General features: G+C 56.8%; 22 protein-coding genes and 1 pseudogene. 11 read left to right on the plus strand and 12 right to left on the minus strand.

Features of this window, described 5'->3' with window-relative positions; translation table 11 throughout:
• Position 1 precedes the first annotated feature (1 nt).
• Positions 2–976 carry a glycosyltransferase family 2 protein gene (locus ABUK73_RS04880; RefSeq protein ID WP_353576463.1) on the minus strand — a complete coding sequence of 325 codons (975 nt, stop codon included), beginning with the start codon at positions 974–976 and terminating at the stop codon, positions 2–4.
• A 124-nt stretch (positions 977–1100) separates the two neighbouring features.
• Here ABUK73_RS04880 and ABUK73_RS04885 point away from each other — a divergent pair, with 124 nt between their 5' ends.
• Complete coding sequence (locus ABUK73_RS04885; protein ID WP_353576282.1) at positions 1101–2051, plus strand: lysylphosphatidylglycerol synthase domain-containing protein; 951 nt, start codon at positions 1101–1103, stop codon at positions 2049–2051.
• On the opposite strand, the gene vapC is transcribed toward ABUK73_RS04885, so the two are convergent.
• The 3 genes from vapC to amn all read right to left on the minus strand — a co-directional run bounded on the left by vapC (position 2052) and on the right by amn (position 4237).
• On the minus strand, positions 2052–2441 hold the full coding sequence (gene vapC, locus ABUK73_RS04890; RefSeq protein ID WP_353576283.1) for a type II toxin-antitoxin system VapC family toxin: 390 nt from the start codon (positions 2439–2441) through the stop codon (positions 2052–2054).
• Positions 2438–2668: a type II toxin-antitoxin system VapB family antitoxin gene (locus ABUK73_RS04895; protein ID WP_353576284.1), complete on the minus strand. Its 231-nt coding sequence runs from the start codon at positions 2666–2668 to the stop codon at positions 2438–2440. Before ABUK73_RS04895 ends, vapC begins: the two co-directional genes overlap by 4 nt.
• A 63-nt stretch (positions 2669–2731) precedes the next feature.
• Positions 2732–4237 carry an AMP nucleosidase gene (gene amn / locus ABUK73_RS04900; protein ID WP_353576285.1) on the minus strand — a complete coding sequence of 502 codons (1506 nt, stop codon included), beginning with the start codon at positions 4235–4237 and terminating at the stop codon, positions 2732–2734.
• A gap of 180 nt (positions 4238–4417) precedes the next feature.
• Between amn and ABUK73_RS04905 the strand changes: the two genes are divergently transcribed.
• Complete coding sequence (locus ABUK73_RS04905; protein WP_353576286.1) at positions 4418–5029, plus strand: LysE family translocator; 612 nt, start codon at positions 4418–4420, stop codon at positions 5027–5029.
• Positions 5030–5054: 25 nt separating this feature from the next.
• Here ABUK73_RS04905 and ABUK73_RS04910 read toward each other — a convergent pair whose 3' ends face one another.
• Positions 5055–5225: a hypothetical protein gene (locus tag ABUK73_RS04910; protein ID WP_353576287.1), complete on the minus strand. Its 171-nt coding sequence runs from the start codon at positions 5223–5225 to the stop codon at positions 5055–5057.
• Between the two features lie 318 nt (positions 5226–5543).
• On the opposite strand from ABUK73_RS04910, the gene ABUK73_RS04915 reads away from it, so the two are divergent.
• Positions 5544–5963: a GNAT family N-acetyltransferase gene (locus ABUK73_RS04915; protein WP_353576288.1), complete on the plus strand. Its 420-nt coding sequence runs from the start codon at positions 5544–5546 to the stop codon at positions 5961–5963.
• Positions 5964–6020: 57 nt separating this feature from the next.
• Positions 6021–6479 (plus strand): type VI secretion system tube protein Hcp, encoded by a 459-nt coding sequence (locus tag ABUK73_RS04920; RefSeq protein WP_353576289.1) that lies wholly within the window; start codon positions 6021–6023, stop codon positions 6477–6479.
• A 63-nt stretch (positions 6480–6542) separates the two neighbouring features.
• Here ABUK73_RS04920 and ABUK73_RS04925 read toward each other — a convergent pair whose 3' ends face one another.
• Positions 6543–7658, minus strand: a complete 1116-nt coding sequence (locus ABUK73_RS04925) for an esterase (RefSeq protein ID WP_353576290.1) — start codon at positions 7656–7658, stop codon at positions 6543–6545.
• 287 nt (positions 7659–7945) lie between these two features.
• Here ABUK73_RS04925 and ABUK73_RS04930 point away from each other — a divergent pair, with 287 nt between their 5' ends.
• Positions 7946–8158: a hypothetical protein gene (locus tag ABUK73_RS04930; RefSeq protein ID WP_112500132.1), complete on the plus strand. Its 213-nt coding sequence runs from the start codon at positions 7946–7948 to the stop codon at positions 8156–8158.
• Between the two features lie 75 nt (positions 8159–8233).
• On the opposite strand, the gene ABUK73_RS04935 is transcribed toward ABUK73_RS04930, so the two are convergent.
• Together ABUK73_RS04935 and ABUK73_RS04940 are read right to left on the minus strand one after the other, a co-directional pair.
• Positions 8234–10144: a PhoX family protein gene (locus ABUK73_RS04935; protein WP_353576291.1), complete on the minus strand. Its 1911-nt coding sequence runs from the start codon at positions 10142–10144 to the stop codon at positions 8234–8236.
• Between the two features lie 196 nt (positions 10145–10340).
• Positions 10341–10679, minus strand: coding sequence for a DUF2147 domain-containing protein (locus ABUK73_RS04940; RefSeq protein ID WP_353576292.1), 339 nt, complete (start codon positions 10677–10679; stop codon positions 10341–10343).
• 508 nt (positions 10680–11187) lie between these two features.
• On the opposite strand from ABUK73_RS04940, the gene ABUK73_RS04945 reads away from it, so the two are divergent.
• Positions 11188–11454, plus strand: coding sequence for an SEL1-like repeat protein (locus ABUK73_RS04945; protein WP_113087161.1), 267 nt, complete (start codon positions 11188–11190; stop codon positions 11452–11454).
• A gap of 154 nt (positions 11455–11608) precedes the next feature.
• A complete protein-coding gene (locus tag ABUK73_RS04950) occupies positions 11609–12157 on the plus strand; it encodes an NUDIX domain-containing protein (RefSeq protein WP_353576293.1) in 549 nt (182 codons plus the stop codon).
• Between the two features lie 3 nt (positions 12158–12160).
• Here ABUK73_RS04950 and ABUK73_RS04955 read toward each other — a convergent pair whose 3' ends face one another.
• Entirely contained in the window at positions 12161–13273 is a 1113-nt protein-coding gene (locus ABUK73_RS04955; RefSeq protein ID WP_353576294.1) for a pyridoxal phosphate-dependent aminotransferase, read from the minus strand.
• Between the two features lie 134 nt (positions 13274–13407).
• Complete coding sequence (locus tag ABUK73_RS04960) at positions 13408–13761, minus strand: hypothetical protein (protein WP_113087158.1); 354 nt, start codon at positions 13759–13761, stop codon at positions 13408–13410.
• 282 nt (positions 13762–14043) lie between these two features.
• On the opposite strand from ABUK73_RS04960, the gene ABUK73_RS04965 reads away from it, so the two are divergent.
• Positions 14044–15261, plus strand: coding sequence for an NAD(P)/FAD-dependent oxidoreductase (locus ABUK73_RS04965; RefSeq protein WP_353576295.1), 1218 nt, complete (start codon positions 14044–14046; stop codon positions 15259–15261).
• Positions 15262–15271: 10 nt separating this feature from the next.
• Positions 15272–16066 (plus strand): HpcH/HpaI aldolase/citrate lyase family protein, encoded by a 795-nt coding sequence (locus tag ABUK73_RS04970; protein ID WP_353576296.1) that lies wholly within the window; start codon positions 15272–15274, stop codon positions 16064–16066.
• 6 nt (positions 16067–16072) lie between these two features.
• Here ABUK73_RS04970 and ABUK73_RS04975 read toward each other — a convergent pair whose 3' ends face one another.
• Both ABUK73_RS04975 and ABUK73_RS04980 read right to left on the minus strand, forming a co-directional pair.
• Positions 16073–16249, minus strand: coding sequence for a hypothetical protein (locus ABUK73_RS04975; protein WP_353576297.1), 177 nt, complete (start codon positions 16247–16249; stop codon positions 16073–16075).
• A gap of 102 nt (positions 16250–16351) precedes the next feature.
• Positions 16352–16702, minus strand: coding sequence for a hypothetical protein (locus ABUK73_RS04980; protein WP_353576298.1), 351 nt, complete (start codon positions 16700–16702; stop codon positions 16352–16354).
• 226 nt (positions 16703–16928) lie between these two features.
• Here ABUK73_RS04980 and ABUK73_RS04985 point away from each other — a divergent pair.
• Both ABUK73_RS04985 and ABUK73_RS04990 read left to right on the plus strand, forming a co-directional pair.
• A pseudogene (locus ABUK73_RS04985) lies at positions 16929–17204 on the plus strand (Arm DNA-binding domain-containing protein); the annotation flags it as partial.
• A 27-nt stretch (positions 17205–17231) separates the two neighbouring features.
• Positions 17232–18095: a tyrosine-type recombinase/integrase gene (locus tag ABUK73_RS04990; protein ID WP_353576464.1), complete on the plus strand. Its 864-nt coding sequence runs from the start codon at positions 17232–17234 to the stop codon at positions 18093–18095.
• Positions 18096–18225 lie beyond the last annotated feature (130 nt).

Genomic DNA, 18225 nt, shown 5'->3' on the forward strand with positions numbered 1-18225 from the left:
ATCACTCCGCGGTGTAGACCTTGCCTATGATGTAATTCGGGTTCTGCTCGTCGCGGTAATAGAGCCGCGCGATCATCTCCGCCAGAATGCCCGTGGTGATCAGCTGGACGGAGGACAGTAGCAGCACGACGCCGACCATGAGCATCGGGCGTGTGCCGATATCATTGCCCAGCAGAAACTTATCGACGAAGAGATAGAGCATGATGATGCCTGAGAGGGCACCCAGACCGAGGCCCAGCGAGCCAAAGAAATGGCCGGGCCGTGCCTTGTAGCGCATGAAGAACATGACCGACAACAGGTCGAGAATGACCCGGAAGGTGCGGGAAATGCCATATTTCGATGCGCCGAACTGGCGCGCATGGTGCGTGACCGGCATTTCGCCGATGCGCGTGCTGGGCACCACGCCTGCCACCCAGGCAGGGATGAAGCGGTGCATCTCGCCCATCAGCTTGACCTGCTTGATAACGGAGGCGCGGTAGATCTTCAGGCTGCAGCCGTAATCATGCAGGCGAACGCCGGTAATCTTGCCGATCAGCCGATTGGCGATCCAGGACGGAACCTTGCGAAGGAAAAGCCCGTCCTGACGATTCTTGCGCCAGCCGACCAGAAGGTCGAGTTCGCGCCGCTCCAGCTCCGAAACCAGCATGGGAATGTCTTTGGGGTCGTTCTGAAGATCGCCATCCAGCGTGGCGATCAGGCGGCCCTTGGCGGCATCGATGCCTGCCTGCATGGCCGCCGTCTGGCCGAAATTGCGCTGCAAGGCGACAATCTTGAGGTTGAGACCGGCGCGGCCGACATATTCCCTTGCATTGGCAATGGTCGCATCCGTGCTGCCATCATCCACAAGAATGAGTTCCCACGGCGAGGCGTAACCCAGCATGGCTTCCATGACTCGATCGATCAGCGGAACGACGCTTTCCTGCTCGTTGAAAATCGGCACGACCAGCGACAGTTCCAGCGCTTCTGCCGCGGGCATAATGTTTTCAATGGCGGCAGTTGTCGGCACGGGTGCTTTCTCCTAAAGAAGGCGGCGGAATTATATGCAAGCAAGCCCGATAGACCCCACGGCTATGTTTGTCCAGACGAGGCATATGCCCCACATGACCGGACCCGATATCCCAAAAGCTTCGTGGCTTTCGCGCAACAGGATGACCGTTTTCACCGGACTTATTCTGCTGGCCTATGCCGCGTTCATTCAGACCGTCTGGGGCTGGGGCTCGGTGTTGGCGGTGTGGGAAGGGGCGGGGCTTTCCGCCATCGCACTGGCGCTCGCCCTTTTGCTGGCGACTTATGTGCTGCGCACCTGGCGGGTTTATGATTATTTTCCGCAGGAAACACGCGGCCACTTCATGCCGCTGTTTCGCGTGGTGCAGGTCCATAATCTGCTGAATGTCATGCTGCCCTTCCGCTCCGGCGAAACCAGTTTTCCGCTGCTGATGAAGAAGGAATTCGACGTGCGCTTAGCGCGCGGAACCTCCGCTCTGCTGGTGATGCGCCTGTTCGATCTGCACGCGCTGCTGGCCGCCGCAGGCCTTGGGCTGGTGCTGGAGAAAAATGCCGTATTCGTCTGGATTCTGTGGGCCACATTTCTGCTTTTGCCGGTGGTTGCCTTTGCGGCTAGGAACCCCGTCTTCCGGCTGGCTCGCCATATCGCGCCTAAGAAAGCACAGGGCATCATCCATGAATTGCAGGCGGGTCTGCCGCTTGATGGCCGCGCCTTCACGCGCGCCTGGGGCGTGACCATCATCAACTGGTTCGTCAAGATCGCCGTTCTGGCCTGGGTGCTGGTGCTGATGGGCAAGATAAGCCTGCCCGCAGGTTTCGGCGGCGCGCTGGGCGGCGAACTCTCCTCCGTTCTGCCCATCCACGCTCCCGGCGGTGTCGGAACCTATCCCGCCGGCATCACCGCCGGCGCCCTTGGCTTCGGCGCGGCGGCGGATGAGGTTGCTCTGTCCTCACTCGGGCAAGCCGCCGTCAACGTGCATCTGCTGGTGATAGTGTCGTCACTGGTGGGGACGGCGCTCGCGCTGTTCGTGCGGGTGCGGAAATAGTCAGGCGATGCGCAGGCCGAGATGTTCCGCCATGGGCGTGAAGTCCCGGTCGGAATGCAGCAGAGCGTGGCCGTGCTCTATGCAGTAGGTACCGATGATGAGATCGGTGGTTTTTCTGATGGTGATTCCACGCTGACGCAGGTGCCGGTAGTTCTTCGCAGCCTTGAGGGCCAATGCGGGCGACGACATTGTGGCACAAGGAAAAGCGCGAAACTGCCGCTCCAGCATGTCAGCGTGACGATCGCTCTGCGCACCCTGAAGAACTTCAAGCAGGATGACATCGCCGATCATGATCAGGCCTTCCGGTATATAAGATCGCAGCCTTTCCGTGACATCGCTGTGCGCGTGGCGAATAAGGGAAATCCATACGGACGTATCGACAACGATCATTTGCTGTCTTCAAGGCCCCAATCGACGCTGGGCGACCAGTCGTTGCGCATTTTATCGAGATCGCCTTCCCAACCCATCCCGCTAAGGGCGTCTATGGCGTCTCGTTGTCTTCTGATCCGCACATATTCTTCCAGAGCGCGCTGAACCATCGCCTTTTTCGTGGAAAGGCCAGACATCCCCATGGCCTCAGCCATCAATGCGTCATCAAGCTCAATATTCGTGCGCATAGTCGGCGTCCTTGGTGTATCAATTCTTGAAGTTATACACCAAGGAAATCTCCGCCGCAAATCCTACTGGAATGCCGTCTCGTAGAAGCTTCGCAGCTTGCGCGAATGCAGCGTTTCCTTCTGCATGGCCGCCAGCTTCTGCACCGCGCGGATGCCGATTTGCAAATGCTGAGAAACTTGAGTTTTGTAGAACTCCGTCGCCATGCCGGGCAACTTCAGCTCACCATGCAGTGGTTTGTCGGAAACGCAAAGCAGGGTGCCGTAGGGCACGCGGAAGCGGAAGCCGTTGGCGGCGATGGTGGCCGATTCCATGTCGAGTGCAATGGCGCGCGATTGTGACAGGCGCTTGACTGGTCCTGCCTGGTCGCGAAGTTCCCAGTTGCGGTTATCGATGGTGGCGACGGTGCCGGTGCGCATGATGCGCTTCAGCTCGAAACCTTCGTAGCCAGTGACTTCCGCGACTGCGCCTTCCAGCGCCAGTTGCACTTCCGCCAGCGCCGGGATCGGCACCCAGACAGGCAGGTCGTCGTCCAGAACGTGGTCTTCCCGCACATAGGCATGCGCCAGAACATAATCGCCCAGCCGCTGGCTGTTGCGAAGACCGGCGCAGTGACCGACCATCAGCCAGGCATGCGGGCGCAGCACGGCGATGTGGTCCGTGATCGTCTTGGCATTGGACGGGCCGACGCCGATATTGACCAGCGTAATGCCCGCATGGCCCTTTTTCTTGAGGTGGTAGGCGGGCATCTGCGGCAGACGCCCCAGCGTCATGTCGGTCTCGGGCCGGTCAGAACCAGCATGGGTGACGATATTGCCCGGCTCCACGAACTCCGTATAGCCCTCGCCACCATCCGCCATCATCTTGCGCGCCCATGCGGCGAATTCATCGATGTAGAACTGGTAGTTGGTGAACAGCACGAAGTTCTGGAAATGGTTGGCGCTGGTGGCTGTGTAATGGCTGAGGCGCGCCAGCGAATAATCGATGCGCTGTGCGGTAAAGGGCGCAAGTGGCGCGGGCTCTCCCGGCACCTGATCATATTCGCCATTGGCAATCAGATCATCGGTGTTGTTGAGGTCGGGCGTATCGAACAGATCGCGCAGGGGCACATCCGACAGCGACGAGGCCGCAGCCGCTTCCACATAGGCACCTTCGCCAAAGGCGAAATGCAGCGGAATGGGCGTGGCGGATTCGGCCACCGTGACATGAACGCTGTGGTTCTTGATGAGAAGGCCCAACTGCTCTTTCAGATAATGCCGGAAAAGCTGCGGACGGGTAACCGTGGTCGTGTAGACACCGGGCGAGGTGACATGGCCGTAGGAGAGGCGCGAATCCACATGGCCGAAGCTCGATGTCTCGATGCTGACCTGCGGATAACAGGCGCGGTACCGGCCTTCGATTGGCGCACCCTGCGCCAGATCGGTGAAGGATTTAATGAGGAAATTCGTGTTGCGCTCATAAAGCGCCGTCAACGCATCCACGGCCTCTTTCGGATCAGTGAAAGTCTGCGGCGCGAAGGGCTCCGGCGTGATGAAGGCGAGGGGAGGAATCGTGTGCTTTGCTATTGTCATGGCCTATTATAGAGAGCCAATTTCGACAGGCAAGCGACAGAAATATGAGCGTTTGAAAAAGTAGCGGAAAACTCCTGGAGTTTCAGATCGTCAGAACAAACCCTTCTGTATTGATGAAAAAACCGCGTTACAACCTTTAGCAATACTTGCTTTCGCAGTTGCAACGGATAACGTCTGGCTATGACTTTGATGGCGCTTTTGATCTTCGCCGGAGCCCTGATTGCAGATAGCATCAGCCCCGGGCCTACCGTTGCAGCATTGGTTGCACGCGTGCTGTCCCGCGGTGCACGTGATGTGCTGCCATTTTTGATCGCAATCTGGATTGGGGAGGCGATCTGGCTCAGCGTTGCACTCGCAGGATTGGCAGCGCTCGCTTCGACTTTCTATGTTCTGTTTGAAGTCATCAAATGGTTGGGCGTCGTCTACCTGTTCTATCTAGCTTGGACGCTGTTCACGGCAAAGCCCGATGTTGCGCAGGGAGAGCTTCCTGTCAGAGGACGCGGCCTGAAGGCGTTCCTTTCAGGACTGTCGGTATCTATTGGCAATCCTAAAAACATGCTGTTCTATCTGACGTTGATGCCGTCATTGATCGACATACAGGGTGTAACGGCCATGGGCTGGGCGCAATTGCTGGCAACCCTGCTTATAACGCTGATCGCCGTCGATCTCTCATGGGTATTTCTTGCATCCAAAGCCCGCAGGTTCTTGCAAAATAGCCGCACGATCCGCCGTATCAATCAAATCAGTGGCGCGGCTATGGCATTGGCAGCCGCGGCGATCGCTGCGCGTTGAAAGCGCAAACCTCCCGGTAAAGCGGTTAGAGCGTCATGTGGCAGTTTGCAGAAAGACTGGTCTGGCAGGCAATTGATGCGCCGACATTGACACGCTGAAAGCTGCGATTGGGATTGACCACCAGCGCCGCAAAGGACATCGCGAAAATTGCCATCAACAAAACGATGATGCTGAACCGCCGTACCAAGATTGCCATGCCCGTTCCCCTTTGCGTCACGTTTTTCCCTAACGTTGAACACGACATTGCCACAGTGGGACTGAACCAACCCTGAGGGCGAGGTTCATGTGGGGTTCAGGGTGGTTAATGGGGCCGCAAATACGTCGATGAAACTAATGCCTGGGAAAATTTGTTTTCTGGAACGGTGCAATCCGCCGGACATGGTCCATGTCGGACACGTCATTTTCGAATGAGGTAGTTTCTCAGTCCCACTTTTATGATCGCTGTCGGCCAAAGCGTTCTTTGAACTTACGCAGAGGTCCTCTAAGTTCGGCACGTCAAAAACCGGGTATACAAATGAAGCAAGCCGAATACACCACCATGCCTAAGCTGCCATCCGTCGAAGAATATTTGCATCTTCGTGCGGTGGCGGGTCTCAGTGCGTTTTCCGAAGATGCCGCAAGAGCAGGGCTTCCTGGAACGGTCTATTCTGTGATGGTTATGCGCGATGGAGTGGCGGTCGGAATGGGCCGACTGATTGGCGACGGAGGGTGCTTTTTTCAGGTCGTGGATATCGCCGTTCATCCCGACCACCAGGGTCGTGGAATCGGAAAAACCATCATGGATGCGATCATGACCTATGTGTCGGAGGAGCTGCCCACGACCGCCTATGTGAGCTTGATCGCTGACGTTCCCGCAAACAAGCTCTATGAGAAATTTGGATTTCTAGAGACCGCACCGAGATCGCTTGGTATGGCATTTCGCGTCAAACGTTAGTCGGCCGGGAAGTTTCCTGATAAAAGGGTAAAGTTATCGAGAGAAAAGGAGTGTTCTATGCCGATTTACTTGGAAATTGAAGGATTCCACGGCGATGTCGTGGCCGAACAATACTCTGGTTGTATCAGCGTGGATACGCTTCAGCTCCACGTCAATCGCGACATTCCGAGTTCACTGCGGACAGACTTTGAAACAGCGCCAGTGCCTATCGTCTCTGAGTTGCGAATGGGACGGGAGAGCGATGCGCTTTCAGCCGCCTTATTCAGCATGGCCGAAAGCGGTTATCTGGGCGACAAAGCTGTTGTCCATCTTCTATCAGCGCCGGGTCACACGGATATCAAGTTCGACCTTTCAAATCCGTCATTGGTATTTTCGGCAGATGATACAGGTGCGAGCGAAACCTTGAGCATCGGCTTCAGCAAAATAGACATTTTAACAACGGTTTACGATGATGCTCAGGGCTCTGTTGGGCGTTGGGTGTCTGGGTACGACCTGAGCGCCAACCAAGTTTTCTGATAAGCTCGTGGCTTTGTGGTTGCCGTCTCGCTCTTCTGAAGCGAGACGGCCCGCTGCTTTCCGCTACTTCTTAAAAACCTTCCCCAAAAACGCCTCGAATGACGGACGCCACACATCCATCTCGTGGCCAAGGTCTTTGTATTCCACGTATTCGTGCTTGATCTTGTTGTCGTCGAGGATTTTCTTGAGGCCTGCGATGTCCTTGCCCGTTACCACGTCTTTGGTGCCGGCGGTGACGGTGAAGTTGCGCAGTGCCTTGTTGATCTTGTCGGGCTCGTTCAGCGTGGCTTCCACGATCTTGTTGGGAACCGTTGTGGTGGAGACGCCGCTGAAATTGGCGATCCAGCCGAAGGTGTCGAGGTGGGTGAGGCCGGAGACGAGGGCCTGATAGCCACCTTGCGACAGGCCGACGATAGCGCGGCTGTCGGCGTCGTCGCGCACGCGGTAATGCTGCTTCACGTAGGGAATGAGATCCTGCGTCAGTTCGCGGTCGATGGCATCGGCATTGATCGGGTAGAAGTTCTTGCGACGGTCGGCGCCGGGGAAGTTTTCGGCGATGGCTTCCGGGATATCGGCTTCGGTGTCGGGGATGACAACGATCATCGGCTCGATCTTCTTTTCAGCCAGCAGGTTGTCGAGAATCTCAGGCGCACGTCCCTGGGTGACCCAGGATGCAACCGTATCGCCAAAGCCGTGGTAGAGATACATGACCGGCAGAGGTTCGGACGTGTCGCTATAGCCCGGTGGCGTGTAGACATAGGTCGCGCGCTGCGATTTCAAGGCCTTGGACGGGATGGTGACGAGGCGAAGCTCGCCATGCGGCACATCGCGCACATCCAGAATGCTGCCGGGCACGAGAATGAGGCTGGTGTTCACCTGCCGCTGCGGCTTGGGATAATTGGTGCCGGTATCGATGCTGCGGAAACCGTCTATGTTGAAATAATACTCATAGAGATTGGGCTTTTGCACGTCGCTCTTGACGCTCCAGACGCCACTTTCGGCGCGGTTCATTTCCAGCGGCGCATTGCTGCCGAGCGTGACGGATACGGCCTTGGCTGAGGGTGCGAAGAGGCGGAAGGTGATCGATCCGTCTTTCTCGACAGCCGTGACGAATTCGTTCAGCGGCCTGTCTGCCGGTGGCGATGCGGGCGGTTCAGCAGCGAAAGCGGGTGCGGTCATGATGCAACTGGCCAAAAGGATGCAAGGCAAAAGCATACGCATAAAAATATGTCCTCCAAATTACGTTACCCCCGGGCCGAAATTGACAGATGCCCCTTAGCTTTTCAACCGGGCATTGGCGGAGCGAGAATAAAGGTGGGGCTGCTTGCTGAAACAGACGTTCCCGGCTAGGACCGGGTCTGGCTCCTGCTACAGAGGCTCTCATGCGCATATATTGCGACGGAGTTGGCATGGGTCGACATTCATATGCGTAAGGAAATAGCGTGAAAATTATAAGAGTTCTGACGATGGTCGTGATCTTCGCCGTCGTGATCTTCGGTTACCGCTGGTATAGCTACGTCACCAACACCGAGAGCCCGTACAATGAAGTCGGCATCGAGCTGAACAGCCGCATGCCAGCGCCAATCAGAAAATGGGGCTGTGACAAGCTGCACCAGACCTTCGCCAATGTCCTGCCGCCTTATGGCTGCCAGGCTGGTGACGGCACGCAGTGGCTCTGACGGGTCTTTAAAGTCCTGAAGCAGAATCAAAAAGGCGCCGCATGAACGGCGCCTTTCTTATGTCTGGCGTAGCAATCAGCCGATCATGGCGTTGTCGTCGCGCTTGACGGCGATGAGGGCCGAGCGGGGCAGCTTGCCTTCGCCATCCGGGAAGGGGGCGTCGGGGTGCTGGATACCGACGAAGTGGGTACGCTTGTCGGCAGACCATGTCTGGCCTGTGACTTCCGCGCCCTTCGGTGCCGTCAGGAAGCGCTCGATGCGGCCTGTGACGGGGTCGCCTGCCAGCATCTGGTTGTTGCCCTGTCCGGCATACTGACCGTCATTGCTGTCTTCGCCGTCTGTCTGGATCCACAGAAGGCCAGTCGAATCGAACATCATGCCATCTGGCGAGTTGAACATGTTGCCGGAGTTGATGTTGGAGGAACCTGCATAGGCATCCTTGTGAACATCCGGGTTGCCAGCCATGCAGAACAGGTCCCACTTGAACTTGGCATCCGCGTGATCGTCGTTCTCAGGATACCAGCGCACGATCTGGCCGTATTCGTTCTTTTCGCGCGGGTTTGCGGCGTTGAGCGGCATGGCATCGCCACCGCCATTGGTGCGCAGCTTGCCGTCCTTCATTTCGCCACGGCGGCTGTTGTTGGTCAACGCGCAATAGGCTTCAATGGCCACGGGGTTGATGGCGACCCATTCCGGGCGGTCCATGGTGGTGGCGCCCACCTTGGAAGCGGCCTGACGGGTGAAGACGCAAATCTCATCCATCTTCATGCCGGTCGATTCTGGCGTCAGCGCAACCCATTCGCCATTGCCGTCGTCGGTGAACTTGGCAACGTAGAGCGTGCCTTCGTCCAGCAGCTTGGACGTATCGCCACCCGGCACGTAGATGCCGTTGGAGATGTACTTGTAGAGGAACTCGCCACGCTCGTCGTCGCCCATATAGACGACCACACGACCATCGCGCGCGATGACGACGGCGGCATTTTCATGCTTGATGCGGCCAAGCGCTGTGCGCTTGATCGGTGTGGAGGATGCGTTGGACGGATCGATCTCCACGACGTAACCGGCACGGCGTGGCTCGTTGGGGTGCTTGGAGACATCGAAGCGCTCATCGAAAAGCTCGTAGCCGTAACGGGTTTCGGCAGCGATACCGTAACGCTTGTAGTCGTCTGGCATTTTGAAAGCGGCATCGGTGGAGCCGAAATAGCCGTTGAAGTTTTCTTCGCAGGTGAGGTATGTGCCCCACGGCGTGCGGCCCGCGCCGCAATTGTTGAAGGTGCCGAGACAGTCGATACCGTTCGCATCGGTCTTGGTCTTGACCAGTTCGGAGCCAGCAGCAGGGCCGGACAGCTTCATTGGTGTGTTGTGGTGAATACGGCGGTTGAACGGGCTGCCGACGACGATCTGCCAGCCATCATTGCCTTCTGCCACTTCCATGACGGTGACGCCCTGCATGTGCTGGAGGATTTTGACTTCGTCCAGATTGGCAGGCATGCCCTTTTCACGGTGGGGCAGGTTGGTTTCGTTGTTCACATATTCATGGTTGACGGCAATCAGCTGATGGCTGCCGACCACGAAAAGCTCCATGCCATCGGTGTTTTCGCCGAAAACCTTGTCGGAGTTCTCAAGGCTGACACCCTTGACCGGGTCGATATCTGACACGTTGGGAAATAGCGGCTGGCCCCACTTGGCAACAGGCTTCCAGCTGTAACCCTCAGGCACATGGATGGTGTTGTCAGTGGTGGCAGCGATAGGCTTGAACGGAAAGCGCGAGGCTGCTTCCTGCGCCTGTGCAGATGTGGACGATGCCAGATTACCGAGCGTGCCCAGAGCGGCAGCCGCAGAACCGAATGCCAGAACGCCACTAAGGAAACCGCGACGCGAAATCGCCGATTCCACCACGCGGTCGAAATCCGTCACAGCCGGTGGCGGGTTCTGCAATTCGTCCCACTCATCCCAGCTCAGCTTGCTCGTGTCGATCTTTGTCATAGCGCTCTCCATCCGCTCGTAGTTTGGAACAATTCCAGACAGGGCAACTAAAGAGGGTTTATTACAGCGATATGACGGAGAAAATTCGATTTAACGCATATATTACAACTAAAAGTAATTGTTAGATGGGAGTCAAAACAAATACAGGCGGGGTTGAGCCCGCCTGCAAACATGCGCTTAGTCCATGTCGTGTTGATTACAGACGCGACCATGTCTGGGACTTGCACAGCACCTTCAGCACGCAGCCCTTCATGCTGAGCGAGCTGCCGGAAACGGTGCCGGTGCCGGAATAGGTCTTATCATTGGCAGGGTCGGTGATTTCGCCGGAATAGCTGTTGCCGGTGCCGCTCATCTTGCCGATCTGCTTTCCAGCGTGCTTGCCGGTTTTCAGCGTGACGCAAAAGGCGGAGCCGCAGGGGGCGATGACGGCGGTCTCGCCGCTGGCGGTTTTCCAGTTGCCTTCGATAGCTTCTGCGGCAAAGGCGCTGCTGCCCATCAAAAATGCAGAAACGGCAAGTATCAACGTTCTCTTCATATGGACCTCCCAATCCAGCTTTGGCTTACCCGTGCAATCATTAAGGGTTCAGCGCTCGCAACTCCTCATGCGAATGCGCAGATTTATAGTTGACGTGGACGTAAAAGGAAATATGGGCTGCGGCGAAATTCGGCGCTTTTTCACGCCTTTGCGCCGCGAAAAATCATCCATCGAAAAATGTCGAGTTGGGACGTGGTTACGAAAGGGTTGAATTTCATCCGTAAACTTTTCGTAAAATTGTCCGCAAAGTCCTTAATTTCCGGGCCTTGTGATATTTAACAAAAACCCAACTTTACCAATCGTTTGGACTTTGTTTGTCCCCTATTAATCATGGATTTTAAGCGCCCGTTGAAGCCCGTTTGGCATAGTGGGGACATCGAAAGAGCAGGGAAAACCTGCCGACGGAAAAGGCCAGAACAAGCCGCAGAAGACGGTAAGGCCTTCAAACCGGAAAGCTCCCGCAGAGGAGCCAAGACAGAGAGAAAACGGGCAAACAGGATAAAGAAAAATGGCACGCTTTGAAGTTCGCGATATCGAAATGGCAGTCGCCGGTGGCCAAAGCCGCGCGGACGTCTTCTGCAACCTCGGCCTGATCTACGCGACAGGCCGCGGCTGCCCGGTGGACCTCATTGCTGCCCACAAATGGCTCAACATCGCCGCTATCAAGGGTTCGGAACGGGCAGCTTCGCTGCGCGCCGATCTGGCCCGCAACATGAACAAGGCAGACCTCGCAACGGCACTGCGCGCCGCCCGCGACTGGATGACCACACACTAACAATCGAGCACCGGACCAACCGGCGCCAGATAAAAAGACAGAGCGGTTAAAAGACCGCCATTCTCACCGGCAGGTTTCCTCCAGTCCCGGCCGGATACAAAAAGAATACTCCCGAAAAGGGACAGCTCAGATCCACGCTGAAAAACATCAAACCGTGACCGGCAGAAACAAGGCCGGCACGGTTTTTTTGTTTTGTCAGAATGTGATCTTAAACCGCGATTATGTTGCTGGCAGTCTATTAATGGGCATCGGCTTATCCATGGCATCCTACATCGCGGCAATTCGGGACAAAATCGGCGCTGAGCTTTTGATCGTGCCGTCAGTTGCAGCCGTCATCCACGATGACGAGGGGCGCATATTGCTTCAGGGAAAGGCATCGGGTGAGGCGTGGAGCCTGCCCGCAGGCGCAATTGAACCGGGTGAAACGCCGCGGCAGGCTATCATCCGGGAAGTCAGAGAGGAAACTGGCTTCGAGGTGAGTGTCCAGAAAATCATCGACGTCTTCGGTGGCCGGGATTTCCGATATGTGTATCCGAATGGCGATCGGGTTGAATATGTGGTGACGCTTTTTGCATGCCGCATCGAACGAGGGCTGTCGGCGCCATTGGATAGCGAGACCAAATCGATCAGATATTTTTCACTGGCCGAAATGCCGCCATTGGCGCTTCCATATCCAAAAGCATCGCTGTTCGATCTTGGGTAGGCCTCAACCCAACCCCGTCAGCACCTTCGGCAGCGCTTCGGCAAACAAATCCAGCTTGGCGTCCGGGGCCGCACTCACGCGGATGCAGCGGTTCAGCGGTTCTACGCCGGGCATGCGGACGAAGACGCCGTGTTCCATCAGGCCGTCCACGATGGCTTTGGCGTAAGCGCCGTCCTTGTGGCAATCGATGGTGACGAAGTTGGTGGCGGAGGGAAGGGGGGAGAGGCCATTCTGGCGGGCGATGGTGGAGATGCGCTCGCGGGCGTTGGCGATGCGTTTGACCACATCGCGCAGATAGGCCTGATCCTTCAGAGCTGCCAGCGCGGCTGCGACCGACACGCGGGGCATGCCGAAGTGATTGCGGATTTTATCGAAGGCCTGCGCATTGCCCAGCGTGCCGATGGCATAACCCACGCGTGCGCCTGCCAGACCGTAAGCCTTGGAGAAGGTGCGCATGCGCAGCACATTGGGCATGCCGATCATGGCGCGGACGCTGGGAACGGCGCTTTCCGGCGCGGTTTCGCAATAGGCCTCATCCAGCACCAGCAGACAGGTTTCCGGCAGGGCCTTGGCGAACGTCAGAACCTCGCTTGCTTCCCACCAGCTGCCCATGGGGTTATCCGGATTGGCGAAATACACCAGCGGCGCGTTTTCCTTTTTGACCTGATCGAGCAGGCCATCCAGATTTTCATGGTCATCGAAATAGGGTGTGGTGACCAGACGACCGCCAAAGCCATTCACATGGTAGTTGAAGGTGGGGTAACCGCCATAGGAGGTGACAACAGGCGTGCCGGGTTCCACCACCAGCCGCACGATTTCTCCCAAAAGTCCATCAACGCCGTTGCCGATGGCAATATTATCGCGCGAAACGCCGTGGTAGATGGCGAGCGCTTCCCGCAATTCGAAGTTTTCCGGGTCGGAATACATCCAGGTCTCGGATGCCGCCTGCTTCATGGCCTCCAGCACCGAAGGCGCAGGGCCGAAACCGCTCTCATTCGCGCCGATTCGTGCCTTAACGGCGAGCTTGCGGTTGCGCTCTATCGCCTCTGGCCCGACGAAAGGCACGGAGGAAGGAAGCGAAGCGGCGAGCGACGTAAAGCGCGAAAATGCGGACATTTCAGAGAGTTCCGTTATCCGTTGAAAGACGGGCCTCACAATAGAATCAAAATTGGCCCGCGCAAGGCGGGCCGGAAACATTGCCGTTGTTTTTTAAAGGGGTGTTTGGCGCGCAAGGCAGAACGGACTGGCCGTCAAACCGCCGTTTCAAAGCTCAGGCGGCGAATATGATGCAGGAATTCCGCGTCGATCAACATATTGAAGCCGACCGTTGCCTGTTCCACTTCACGCCGGATCAAAGTGCAGCCGATCTCATCGCGAATGCCCAGCACTTCCAGATAGAAATTACTCGGCAAATCCAGATGCGGGCTGACTTCTATATCCGCACCATAAAGCGAGATATTGCGGATGAGGCAGCGCATGGTGTTCTTGGCGCTGAGATGGTGGCCGATAAAGGTTATCTTGCCGGGACGATCCACACTGTATTTTTCATACATCTCGTCCTGTGGAACGGCGTCGTTCGCATTAATGTTGATATTGAGCGCCATGACAACCTCCCGATTGCCTTTTTGTTCTTGATACAATCTTACGCCCGCTTCATTGCCGAATGCTGAATGGAAACGTTCAAATTGCAACGTTTCTGGCCTGTTTTGCCACAGCGCTTCCTGCCGATGACGCGGACGCCCGTGCTGAAACGTGTTTAGTCCCAGAAGGTTGCGCAAAACTGTTTCGCCGAAGCGTCTGGCCAGCAGGGCGGGCGGTCAATGTGGTTGACGTGCTGCGTACTTGGCGTTACGCCTTGGTGAACTTTAGGACTGATGGAGCAGCATATGGCAGGCACACTCGTCATCGTTGGTGCGGGCCAGGCCGCCTTTTCCCTTGCCGCCAAACTGCGCGCGTTAAAGGACGAGCGGCCAATTACCATTGTCGGCTCCGAGGCGGTTCTGCCTTACCAGCGCCCACCGCTTTCCAAGAAATATCTGATGGGCGAAATGAGCTTCGATCGGCTGGAGTTTCGGCCTGCCGAATGGTTTGCCGAAAACAATGTCGATCTCCGTCTTTCTACCTGGGTCGAGGAGGTAGACCGCAACGCCAAGACCGTGCGCATGCAGGATGGCAGCCGCCTTTCCTATGACAAGCTGGCGCTGGCCACAGGCGCCACGCCCCGCACCTTACCGGCGGGCGTGGGCGGCGATCTGGATGGCGTGCTGACCGTTCGCGACAAGCGCGATGCCGACCGGCTGATGGAAGAAATGCAGCCGGGCCGCAAATTGCTGGTCATCGGTGGTGGCTATATCGGGCTGGAAGCGGCAGCCGTTGCCCGGCAGCTGGGGCTGGAGGTCACGCTGATTGAAATGGCGGACCGGATATTGCAACGCGTCGCCTCTGCCGAAACCGCCAGCATCATGCGCGACATTCACCAATCCCGCGGCGTTACGATTCGCGAAAAGACCGGGCTGACGCGGTTGATCGGCACGGATGGGCGCGTGACCGCCGCAGAGCTTTCCGATGGCACGATGCTCGAGGTGGATTTCGTTATCGTCGGCATCGGCGTCATCCCCAATGACAGGCTGGCGCGCGATTCGGGGCTGGATATCGGCAACGGCGTTCTGGTCGATGCCTTCACCCGCACGTCCGACCCGGATATTCACGCCATGGGTGATTGCGCCCTGTTACCGCTGAACGGCCAGAATGTCCGGCTGGAATCCGTGCAGAATGCCGTGGATCAGGCCGAGGCCGCCGCCGTTGTTCTGGCGGGCGAGGACAAGCCCTATCAGCCGAAGCCGTGGTTCTGGTCCGACCAATATGATGTGAAATTGCAGATTGCCGGTTTCAACATGGGTTTTGACGAGACCCTGCTGCGCCCCGGCCAGCGCGAAGGCAGCCATTCTATCTGGTATTTTCGGCAGGGCCAGTTCGTTGCCGTGGATGCGATCAACGATGCCAAGGCCTATGTCAGCGGCAAGAAGCTGCTCGATACCGGCAAGCAGCCGAATCGCGCTGTCCTTGCCGACCATTCCGCCGACCTGAAATTGCTGCTTTCTTAAAGGACTTTCCATGCCCGTCTCAGAAAACCGCTTCAAGACCGCCATTCATCAGGGCAAGCCGCAAATCGGCCTGTGGCTGGACATGGGCGAGGCCATTACCGCCGAGATTGCTGGAACCGCCGGTTTCGACTGGTTGGTCATCGACGGCGAGCATGGGCCGAACGATCTGCGCAGCATCATTGACCAGTTACGGGCGCTTGCCACATCCCCAGCCGAGCCGGTGGTGCGGGTGCCGACGGGCGAAAGCTGGATCATCAAGCAACTGCTGGATGCCGGTGCACGCACGCTGCTCATTCCCATGGTCGACTCGGCGGCGCAGGCGCAGGAACTGGTCGCGGCCATGCATTATCCACCGCGCGGCATTCGCGGCATGGGCGCTGCCGTGGCGCGGGCATCGGGTTTCAACACGATAGAGAATTATGCGCAAAGCGCCTCAGATGGCCTATGCCTGTTGGTACAGGCGGAAACGCGTGCAGCCATTGCCGATCTCGATAACATCCTCGAGGTCGATGGAATCGACGGCGTTTTCATCGGCCCGGCAGATCTGGCCGCCGATATGGGCTATCTCGGTCGTATCGATGAGAAAGAAGTGCAGGATGTGATCGAAGGCGCGATCCGCAAAATCGTGGCGGCAGGCAAGGCCGCTGGCATTCTAACCTTCAACGAGACCTACAATAAGCGCTATCTGGAGCTTGGCGCGTCTTTTGTGGCTGTAGGTGCTGACGTTACGGAGTTTTCAAACGCTATCCGCGCGCTCTGCGCCCGCTACAAGGGCGGGGAAGCCGTGAAGGCTTCCAGCTACTGATTCTACTCAGTCATCATTGCTGGCATTGAGCTTTGCCGGATGGATGCCTTCCTCGCCGGAAAACAGAAAGCCCTCGCGGATCAGCCATTCTCTCAAAATGCGCTGGATCGCCTCTTCGCGGCCCAGATTGCTTTCGTTGGCAAAGGCGGCAAGGGCGGTTTCCAGTTCTTCGGTAAAGTGCATCGCGGTTCTCCCTTAAGATCGTGCTGGAGCATTGGCGCTCCAGAATAACAAAAAAGGCAAGGAGAGCGATTCTCCCTGCCTCTCATGAATGGTTATGAAAAATCAGCGCCAGCGATAAATGCTGCTGCTCTTCTGCTCATTGGCCGCTGTCGCGACGAAATAGCCGAGAGCAAAGCCCAGCGCGCCGACAACTGTCAGCAGCGATGTTGCCGTGCCTGGATTTTCCTTCACGGCTTCAACCACATTGTGGCCCTGCGCCTTCACCGTCTGAGCGGCGGTCTGTGCCACGCGCTGCACACGGCCACGTGCTTCGTCTACGAATTCAGAAGCATCTTCGGAAAAAGTGCCCGCACGCGCCGAAACGGATTTGGAAAGCGAAGAAATCTGCGAACGCAGCTCTGCAATCTGATTCTCGACTGTGTCTTCCACAACGTTCAATTTGGTCTGAGCCATTTGAAATCACCTCTTGCTGTTGGTCGAGGTGGTAACGCAGTAGGCCCACGAATGTTCCGCAGTGCAGCGACATTGATATAGGGGAAATGTAGGGGGATTGTTTTGATGGCGGAGAGGATGTCCGTTTGCCTAGCCAATATGCGTAAAATACGTATCGAACCGCTTGTTTTTTCTCCAGTTTTACGTATTTTTTCGTTGCTAGGTTATGACGAAAGAGACATCGGAAATGGCGCGAAACCTCCTCACTGAAACGAAAATCAAGAAGCTGTCGGGCGCTGGAATTTATTGCGACGGTGACGGATTGTTCCTCCGTATAAGAGATACAGGCTCACGTTCATGGGTTTTCGTTTGGCGACGCAAGGACTCGCGCACCGGAAAAATCAAGCGCCACGAAAGAGGCCTTGGCGGGTACGATAGCGGCACCGCGCCTGTCTCTCTGTCATTGGCACGGGAAAAGGCAGCAGAGTTGCGCGAAAAGCTTGCAAGAGGCGGCGACGCGAGCGACCAAACGAAGACGTTCAAAGACATCATGGATATCGTCATCGACAATAAGGCCGCAGGCTTGAAGGGAGAGGCATCCAAGGCTCAATGGTCTATGACACTGAGGGAGTATGCGAAGCCACTCCACGGCCTTCCCCTGTCCGCAATAACGACTACTGACGTTGTGAACTGCCTTGCGCCCATTTGGAGTGAAAAGGTTGAGACTGCCAACCGCACCCGAAGCCGGATATCCGCTGTCTGGCAATATGGTAAGGCTGAAAAAATGTGCAGCGGCGACGATCCGGCAGACAAAAAGGTTATTGAAATCCTTATGCCGAAGCGCACGAAGCGCATTGTGAAGAACCATGCCGCACTAGATTACCGGAACGCACCGGACGCCATCAAGGGCCTTCGTAAATCCAAAGGTACGGCAGCGCGAGCCGTGGAGTTTCTTGCCCTGTCTGCCGTTCGCTTTTCTGAGGCCTTGAATGCGCCATTTAGCGAATTTGACATGAAGGAAAAGCTATGGACGATCCCGGCAGAGCGGATGAAGGCCCATGTGGAACACATCGTTCCTTTAACCCCGCGCATGATTGAGATAATCGAAGAGCGGCGGAATCTGGCAACGTGCGATTTCCTGTTTGAAGGTCATAAGGGCGGTCAGCCAGTTACGGGCGTTGCCATGACGAAAGCCTTGCGCCTTGCCAGCGGTGATAAGGTGGCGACGTTGCACGGGCTGCGCTCTATGTTCCGTGATTGGGCTGGAAACGAGACTACCCACGCCCGTGAGACAGCCGAAGAATGCTTGGCGCATATGGTCGGAAACAAGGTCGAAAGGGCCTATCGTCGGTCAACAGCCATGGATAAGAGGCGCGCCCTTATGACGGACTGGGGTGTCTATCTGGAAGGCTGAACACAGCAACTTCACTATTTTTCATATATTGCTGTAAATTGAGTTGACGCGCAATAATCTTGCGTGGTAGTGAACCCTCGTTGCCCGAAGCGCGGAAGCCCTGCACGTCTTGAACGTTGCCTGCATTATG

This window comes from Agrobacterium vacciniicorymbosi, assembly GCF_040427045.1.
Taxonomy (GTDB): Bacteria; Pseudomonadota; Alphaproteobacteria; order Rhizobiales; family Rhizobiaceae; genus Agrobacterium.